The organism is bacterium (genome assembly GCA_029210965.1).
Taxonomy (GTDB): Bacteria; BMS3Abin14; BMS3Abin14; order BMS3Abin14; family BMS3Abin14; genus JALHUC01.
Window position 1 is genome coordinate 22,638 of sequence record JARGFZ010000033.1, and the last position, 6,199, is coordinate 28,836.

A 6,199-nucleotide genomic window follows, 5' to 3' on the forward strand; every position below is an offset into this window, starting at 1 on the left:
AGTACGGAAATGGGTCTGTACGACATTACATTTTACTATTTCGCTGTGGTGGTGGTTGTGACGGCTCTCCTGGCTGTCTCCAGACCGAACCCGGTCCATGCGGTGCTTTTCCTGATTCCCTGCTTTTTCCATGTTGCCGGGATCTTTGTGCTGCTGCAGGCTGAGTTCCTGGCTGTTGTCCAGATCCTGGTTCCGGCGGGAGCGCTCATGGTGCTCTACCTCTTTGTGGTGTTTCTCTTTAACCTCTCCGAGGTCAAGGGGATCAAATCGACCCACCGGCAATCGGTCCTGGCAGGGATCGTTGCCTTGATCATGTTCATACTTCTGGCAGTTCTGGCTGTTCGCGGCATTTTCCCCGGTCCTTTCCAGGGACTGGTGGAGAGCACTGCGGTGGAAAACACCGTTGCCGTGGGCGGGGCTCTTTATACAAGGTTCCTGTTCCCCTTTGAATTGGCCTCCCTGGTGCTCCTGGTGGTCATGTTCGGGGCAATGGTCCTCGCCAGAAGGGAGGAAAAAGAATGATCTCCCTGACACACTTCCTCGTATTGTCCGCCATCCTGTTCACTATCGGCCTGATGGGCGTGCTTATGAGAAAAAACGTCATCATAGTCCTGCTCTCGATTGAGTTGATGCTCACAGCTGTGAACTTGAACTTCATCGCTTTTTCCCACTATATGAAAAACCCTGTTGGACAGGTTTTCGTCTTCTTCGTCATGACCGTTGCCGCTGCAGAGACGGCTCTTGGGCTAGCCATTGTGGTGGCGCTGTTCAGGAATATTGAAACGGTCAACGTGGATGAGATCAACCAGCTGAAGGGCTAGGAGACGACCCGATGACTGATGCCATAGTCCTGGTTCCACTATTCCCCCTGTTGGCTGTTCTGGCTAACCTTCTTTTCGGCAGGAACATGTCCGAGAAGGCGGTCGGCATCATGGGCAGCGGCGCAGTGGGCGCTTCTTTTCTCGCGGCTGCGGCCTCCGTGTGGGGGCTGATCAGCCTGGACCCGGGCCACCGGGTTGTTGAGGTGATCCTTTACCAGTGGTTCAGCTCCGGAGTTTTCGCGGTTGACATCGGGTTCCTGCTGGATCCCCTTTCCTCTGTTATGATCCTCGTGGTTTGCGGGGTCGGGTTCCTTATCCACGTTTACTCCATAGGCTACATGCACAACGATAAGGGGTTTTCCAGGTACTTCCTCTACCTGAACCTGTTCGTGTTTGCCATGCTGCTGCTGGTTCTGGGAAACAGCTACCTTCTGCTCTTCGTCGGTTGGGAAGGGGTGGGTCTTTGCTCTTACCTCCTCATCGGGTTCTGGTACCATAAGGACAGCGCCTCCGAGGCTGGCAAAAAAGCGTTTATCGTTAACCGCATAGGTGACTTCGGGTTCATGCTGGGGATGCTGTTCATTGCCGTGACCTTCGGGACCCTCAACTTTACCAGGGTGTTCGCCGAGGCGCCCAATCATTTTCATACGGGTGATCCCCTTATTATCCTCATTACACTGCTGCTCTTCCTCGGGGCCTGCGGCAAGTCGGCACAGATCCCCCTGCACATCTGGCTCCCGGATGCCATGGAGGGCCCCACCCCTGTATCGGCCCTTATTCACGCGGCCACCATGGTCACGGCGGGTGTGTACATGGTCTGCCGCAGTCATGTACTTTATAACCTGGCTCCGGAAACTCTCCTGGTGGTAGCCGTCGTAGGGTGCCTCACGGCCTTTTTCGCAGGAACCATCGCCCTGGTCCAGAACGACATCAAACGTGTCCTTGCCTATTCCACAGTGAGTCAGCTCGGCTACATGTTCCTGGCCGCCGGGGTGGGTGCCTATACCGCGGCGATCTTCCACCTCATGACCCACGCCTTCTTTAAAGCGCTTCTCTTTCTTGGCGCCGGGAGCGTGATCCATGCCCTGTCCGACGAGCAGGATATCCGGAAGATGGGCGGGCTGCGGAAGATCATGCCCACGACATACAAAACCTTCGTGATAGCGTCCCTTGCCATCGCGGGGATCCCGCCCCTCGCGGGCTTCATGTCCAAGGATGAGATCCTTTATTCGACCTTTAATTCAACCCATCCGGGTATCGCGCCCATCCTTCTCTGGTCGATGGGGCTTCTCACCGCTTTCATGACGGCTTTCTACATGTTCCGCCTGGTCTTCAAAACTTTCCACGGGGAGTCTCGCATGGATCCTGAGGTAGAGGCCCATGCCCACGAATCGCCCTCGGTGATAACGGTGCCCCTTTCAATCCTCGCTGTCCTTTCAGCTTTCGGCGGGTTCCTGGGGATACCCATTTTCCTCAAGGCCAACGTCATACACAACTGGCTAGGCCCACTATTTGAGGCCGCAGGAGGGCATGGCGAGGAAGCAGGCGGGGTTGTCCATCACAGCCTCACCACCGAACTGGGCCTGATGGTTCTATCGGTAGCCGTCGCCACAGGAGGTATCCTCCTGGCACTGAACATCATTCTCAAGCGGCCCCAGGTGGCGGAGGGTGTCCGAAACAGCTTTGGCTTCCTCTACGACCTGTTCCTTAACAAATGGTGGGTCGACGAGCTTTACGAAATGGTTATCGTGGGGCCCTTGCGCTGGATAGCCGGGATCTTCTGGACTGAGTTTGATGGAAAAGGGATCGACGGGACACTCCACGGTATTGGCGGAGGAGCCCTGCGTTCCGGTGGGTTCCTTTCAAAGCTCCAGACAGGATTTATACAGAACTATGCTCTTTCCATGGCGGGAGGGCTTGTTTTTGTACTTCTGTGGGTGCTGTTTTAAAAGCAGAATCCAGGAGCCAGAATCCAGCCCTTCGACCAAGCTCAGGGTCCCGAGCCTGTCGAGGGAGAGCCAGTAGTAAAACAGGTTAATACTAACCAGGAAGAGCTATAAATGAGCGAAATGAGCCTACCCTTACTTTCCATAATCACCTACATCCCTGCCGTCGGTGCGATCCTCATGGCCCTTTTCATTTCAGGCAAGAACGCGGCGGCCATCAGAAATACCGCACTGGGGATCGCCCTCATCGATTTTGTAGCGTCACTGGGGCTCCTGTTCAAGTTCCAGGTGGGGGTGCCCGGGTTTCAGATGATCGAAAAGGTCTCCTGGATCCAGAGCTTTGGAATTCAGTATTTCATGGGAGTGGACGGGATCAGCCTGCTGCTGGTGCTGCTCACCACCCTGCTGGGCGTTCTGGCCATTTTATCGTCCTTTACCGCGATAACGAAGCAGGTCAAGGAGTACATGGCGTGCCTGCTCTTCCTCCAGACGGGAATGATCGGAGTCTTTTTCTCTCTGGATGTGGTGCTGTTCTATATCTTCTGGGAAGTTATGCTGATCCCTATGGTTTTACTCATCGGTATCTGGGGTGGTCAGCGCCGTGTCTACGCCGCGGTGAAGTTCTTCCTCTATACTCTGGTGGGCAGCCTGTTCATGCTGATCGGTTTTCTGGCCATCTATTTTACCCACGGCTCGGCTACAGGCGTCTACACCTTTGACCTTCTTAAATGGTTCGACGGTTCACTTCCATCCAACATCCAGTTCTGGGCCTTCTGGGCCCTGTTCCTGGGCTTCGCCATCAAGGTACCGCTATTTCCGTTCCACACATGGCTTCCTGACGCCCACGTTGAGGCGCCAACAGCAGGTTCTGTCATCCTTGCCGGTGTGCTTCTCAAAATGGGAACCTACGGTTTCGTGCGGTTTTCCCTGCCCCTTATGCCCGAAGCAACTATGAATGCGATCCCTTATGTCATGGCTCTCGCCCTCATCGGGATCATTTACGGGGCGCTGGTGGCCTGGGTACAACCCGATGCCAAAAAGCTGGTGGCCTACAGTTCGGTAAGCCATCTCGGTTTTGTCATATTGGGGCTGTTCACCCTCACCGTTCAGGGTATTCAGGGCGGAGTTCTGCAGATGGTCAACCACGGACTTTCCACCGGCGCCCTGTTCCTCCTGGTGGGAGTGCTTTACGAAAGACGCCACACGAGGATGCTTGATGACTTCGGCGGTCTCACTAAAAAAATGCCGATCTTTGCCGTAATGCTCGGGATCGCCACCTTCTCCTCCATCGGACTTCCCGGCCTGAACGGTTTCATTGGTGAGTTTCTCATCCTCCTGGGGGCGTTCAAGGCCGAGATGTACGTCTACTGCGCGATCGCTGCCACAGGCATCATCCTGGGGGCTGTCTATATGCTGCACATGTATAAAAAGATCATGTTCGGTGAGATCACCAAGAAGGAGAACGAAGACCTGAAGGATATGAACTTCAGGGAAATACTGGTGATGGCTCCGATCATCGTCCTTATATTCTGGATCGGTCTCTATCCAGGGCCCTTCCTGAGGATCCTGGAACCAGCCGTTAACGAGGTGGTGGCCAGGGTAAACGTGGGAACGAAGGACAGCGAGCGATCCCACACAGCCGCTGTTGGAAAATATACATCAGGTGAAGAGGTTGCGGTCGTTGCGGTATCAGACGCTGTGCTTTCTTCCCATGGAATCGACGAATAAGGGAGTGACCCGATGCTGAGTATCCTATTGCCCGATTTCAGGGTCATTGCCCCCGAGCTGATCCTTACCTTAACAGCTTTCGCCGTTATCGTGTGGGATCTGATCACACGGACCAAGAGCCATACGACATCAGCGGCCCTATCTGTCCTTGGTGCCATTGCGGCGCTGGCAGCCACGGCGGCCACCTGGAAGGTGAACGTATCCACTTTCGGGGACGCTGTCGTGCTGGACCCCTTCGCCTCTTTTTTCAAGGTTATCTTCCTCGTTGCGTTGATCCTTTCTATTGCGCTTTCCCTGCGCCGTATCAGCGACAGCGGTTCCGAATCTCATTCAGAATATTACGCTCTCATGCTTTTCGCCACAGTGGGAATGATGGTTATGGCTTCAGGCCGTGAACTTATTACGATCTTCCTTGGGCTGGAGCTGCTTTCCATGTCGCTGTACATCCTGGCCGGTTTTTTCCGCAGGGATACTCTTTCCAACGAAGCCGCCCTCAAGTATTTTGTTCTGGGTGCCGTTGCCACAGGCATCCTGCTTTTCGGTATGTCCTATATCTACGGAGTCACTGGCAGCACCCATCTCCAGGTAATCGGAGAGACCCTTCGGGCCCATCCCGCTGCATTGGCGGACAAGGCTCTACTGGTAGGGTTGTTCATGGTCCTGGTTGGTTTCGGTTTCAAGATCTCCATGGTACCTTTCCACCAGTGGACACCGGACGTTTACCAGGGGGCACCTACCCCGGTGACAGCTTTTATGTCGGCAGGACCCAAGGCGGCCGGTCTTGCGGCTCTTATTCGGGTTCTGGTTGAGGCCATGCCACAGTTGAGCCACGAATGGGAGATCCTGGTCGCGGTGTTCGCTGTGCTCACCATGACAGTAGGGAACCTGGCGGCCCTGGCCCAGACCAACCTTAAGAGAATGCTTGCTTACTCCTCCATCGCCCATGTGGGATATATCCTGATTGGTCTTGTGGTCAGTGTAGGCGGACAGGCCGACAGGGCCATATCGGCAATCATGTTCTATCTGCTCGCATACACCTTTATGAATATCGGCGCTTTCGCCATTCTAATCTATCTTGGCCGCGAAGGAACATCCCACGAAAACCTGGATGATTTCAGTGGTCTGTCACGCCGCTCCCCTTTCGCGGCCCTGGCCATGCTGATTTTTCTTTTCTCCCTGGCGGGCATTCCTCCTACAGCCGGTTTCGCTGCCAAGCTCTCGATCTTTTACGCTGCCATTCAGGGCGGGTATTACTGGTTGGCCATCATCGGGATCCTCAACAGCGCCGTTGCCGCCTACTATTATCTGCGGGTGGTGGTGGTCATGTACATGCGGGAGCCTGAAGGTGAACTTAAATCGGCCGCAGCATCTCCCATACTGTGGGCCGGCATCGCCCTGGCTCTGGCCGGCACGATCCTCCTTGGGATACTTCCAGGAGACTTCCTCGAGGCAGCCAGGGTGTCCGCGACTATCCTCCTGTAGAGCCACAGCCGGAAATTATCAGTGAACCGTGAATCGCAATACAGTGACCAGCAATAATCCCCTTTTCACCCTCCACTTTTCACTCATCGTCAATTTGTCAGAATCTTCCTTTTTGATAAGAACGGGGATACTGGATATCATTAACCTTGATAGAGTCGCAAAAAGTCCAATCCGGGACTTTTCGCTCCACGGAAAGGGAAAAGCGTCGTTTTCCCTTTCCTT

At 54.6% G+C, this 6,199-nt stretch carries 5 protein-coding genes; all 5 read left to right on the forward strand.

What is annotated here, in order from left to right; genetic code table 11:
- Positions 1 to 9: 9 nt before the first annotated feature.
- The 5 genes from P1S59_11155 to P1S59_11175 all read left to right on the forward strand — a co-directional run bounded on the left by P1S59_11155 (position 10) and on the right by P1S59_11175 (position 5,977).
- Positions 10 to 522, forward strand: coding sequence for an NADH-quinone oxidoreductase subunit J (locus P1S59_11155; GenBank protein MDF1526810.1), 513 nt, complete (start codon positions 10 to 12; stop codon positions 520 to 522).
- On the forward strand, positions 519 to 821 hold the full coding sequence (gene nuoK, locus P1S59_11160; GenBank protein ID MDF1526811.1) for an NADH-quinone oxidoreductase subunit NuoK: 303 nt from the start codon (positions 519 to 521) through the stop codon (positions 819 to 821). Before P1S59_11155 ends, nuoK begins: the two co-directional genes overlap by 4 nt.
- An 11-nt stretch (positions 822 to 832) precedes the next feature.
- The gene (gene nuoL, locus P1S59_11165) at positions 833 to 2,770 is read left to right on the forward strand and encodes an NADH-quinone oxidoreductase subunit L (GenBank protein MDF1526812.1); all 1,938 of its coding nucleotides are present in this window, start codon (positions 833 to 835) and stop codon (positions 2,768 to 2,770) included.
- A gap of 111 nt (positions 2,771 to 2,881) precedes the next feature.
- Positions 2,882 to 4,495, forward strand: coding sequence for an NADH-quinone oxidoreductase subunit M (locus P1S59_11170; protein ID MDF1526813.1), 1,614 nt, complete (start codon positions 2,882 to 2,884; stop codon positions 4,493 to 4,495).
- Between the two features lie 12 nt (positions 4,496 to 4,507).
- A complete protein-coding gene (locus P1S59_11175) occupies positions 4,508 to 5,977 on the forward strand; it encodes an NADH-quinone oxidoreductase subunit N (protein MDF1526814.1) in 1,470 nt (489 codons plus the stop codon).
- Positions 5,978 to 6,199 lie beyond the last annotated feature (222 nt).